Source organism: Nodosilinea sp. LEGE 07298 (genome assembly GCF_015207265.1).
In the GTDB taxonomy this organism is placed as follows: domain Bacteria; phylum Cyanobacteriota; class Cyanobacteriia; order Phormidesmidales; family Phormidesmidaceae; genus Nodosilinea.
This window is the reverse complement of the sequence record NZ_JADEXE010000548.1, coordinates 1-1,911: the sequence shown is the minus strand read 5'-3', so window position 1 is coordinate 1,911 and position 1,911 is coordinate 1. Positions and strand designations below refer to the sequence as shown.

The 1,911-nt window shown below is 58.4% G+C and carries 2 protein-coding genes; one reads left to right on the top strand and one right to left on the bottom strand.

The genetic code is table 11. The features are described from left to right. Positions 1-29: 29 nt before the first annotated feature. Positions 30-1,025, bottom strand: coding sequence for a ketol-acid reductoisomerase (ilvC, locus tag IQ273_RS32900; RefSeq protein ID WP_194027272.1), 996 nt, complete (start codon positions 1,023-1,025; stop codon positions 30-32). 207 nt (positions 1,026-1,232) lie between these two features. On the opposite strand from ilvC, the gene IQ273_RS32895 reads away from it, so the two are divergent. Next, the gene (locus tag IQ273_RS32895; RefSeq protein WP_194027271.1) at positions 1,233-1,679 is read left to right on the top strand and encodes a DUF29 domain-containing protein; all 447 of its coding nucleotides are present in this window, start codon (positions 1,233-1,235) and stop codon (positions 1,677-1,679) included. The last annotated feature ends 232 nt before the right edge of the window (positions 1,680-1,911 follow it).

Here is a 1,911-nt window from a genome sequence, read left to right as displayed (position 1 = left end):
CTTTCTCCCTAGCCCCCTGCCTCTTTTCCCTACGCTTTCTTCAGCCAGCTAAACATCGCCCGCAGATCCTTACCCACCTCTTCGATCGGGTGCTCTGCTTCGCGGCGACGCATGGCGGTAAACCCGGCGTTGCCCGACTGGCTTTCGAGCACAAACTCGCGGGCAAACTGGCCGGTCTGAATTTCCTTCAGCACCTTGCGCATTTCAGCGCGGGTTTCGTCAGTGATGATGCGGGGGCCACGGGTGTAGTCGCCGTATTCAGCGGTATTTGAGATGCTGTCGCGCATTTTCGCCAGGCCGCCCTCGACCACCAGATCCACAATCAGCTTCACTTCGTGGAGGCACTCGAAGTAGGCCAGCTCCGGCTGATAACCGGCCTCGACCAGGGTTTCAAAGCCCGATTTGATCAGTTCGCTGAGGCCGCCGCAGAGCACGACTTGCTCACCAAACAGGTCGGTCTCGGTCTCTTCTCTAAAGGTGGTTTCGAGAATGCCAGCGCGGGTGCCGCCGATGCCTTTTGCATAGGCCATGGCGCGATCGCGGGCCTGACCCGTGGCATCTTGATATACCGCAAATAGGCAGGGCACTCCCTGGCCTTCTTCATAGGTGCGGCGCACCAGGTGGCCGGGGCCTTTGGGGGCCACCATCACCACATCGACATCTTCGGGGGGCACAATCTGGCCAAAGTTGATGTTAAAGCCGTGGGCAAACAGCAGCACGTTGCCCGCTTCCAGGTTGGGGGCGATCGCTTCTTTATAAATGGTGCGCTGCACTTCGTCGGGCAGCAAAATCATCACCCAGTCGGCCAGCTTCACGGCATCGGCCACGGGCTTGACGGTGAGACCTTCGGCCTCGGCCTTGGCAGTGGAGCGGCTGCCTTCATACAGGCCCACAATGACGTTGACGCCGCTGTCTTTGAGGTTGAGGGCGTGGGCATGGCCCTGGGAGCCGTAGCCGATAATGGCAACGGTTTTGCCGTTGAGCAAATCTAAGTTAGCGTCACTGTCGTAATACATGCGGGCCATGGGGTTCTCCTTGAAGTTGACGGGCTGCGGTGTTTTCTGTGCAAGCTCTTGATTCTATCAAACTAAGGGGGGTAGCCCAATACCTCAGATCATGATGTGGGCTGCGCCGATTAGGTTAGCTCTAGGCAACAGCGGCAACTTGCCCAATCAGTAGAATAAGGGCAAGCATCAAAATCGTGGTTACAGTCCTCCCCGCAAGCACCACTGATGGTTAAAGCGACCTCTCCCCCCACCCTCTACCAGCAAGACCTGGTGGCCTGGTGCGACGACACCGTGGCTAAGCTTAAGGCGGGCGATTTTGCCGCTCTGGATATCGATGCACTGATTGAGGAAATTGAAGGCTTGGCAGGACGCGATCGCCGGGAGTTGAAAAGTCGTTTTCGAGTTCTATTGGCTCACCTGCTAAAGCGCATCTATGTCGATGCCCCCGACGACTATCGCGGCTGGGAAATCACCATTCGAGAACAGCGGCGACAGCTGCTCGATCTGCTTGAGCAATCGCCTAGTTTGCGCAACGAGGCCGAGTCGCTATTTCCCAAATGCTGGGCTGATGCATTGGCCGCTGTGCGAGAAGACTATCCCCAAACGGTGTTCCCCGATCGCTGGCCAGGCAGCGCCGATCTAGACGCTCTGCTGAGTGAAAAGTTTTGGTGAGGCTATTTTCACAGGCGGGTTCTGTCGCGACGGCAAACCGCTGGATTGGTAGGCGGCTAGAGCGCTAGCGGCGAATCCATTTGGTGAGTATGCGCATGGGCTGGCCGGTGGCGGGGTCGAGCTGGGGTTTGCTCCAGGCGCGGGGTTCGGCAAAGCCGACCTGGTGCAAGTGGGCGATGATGAGTTCCATGCCGGTGGCGGTGCCGATGAGCATGACGCGCACGGGTTCGCG

Excerpts from the sequence above, each read along its gene's own strand:
- ilvC (WP_194027272.1), bottom strand. The coding sequence starts at position 1,025 with ATGGCCCGCATGTATTACGACAGTGACGCTAACTTAGATTTGCTCAAC.
- IQ273_RS32895 (WP_194027271.1), top strand. The coding sequence starts at position 1,233 with ATGGTTAAAGCGACCTCTCCCCCCACCCTCTACCAGCAAGACCTGGTG.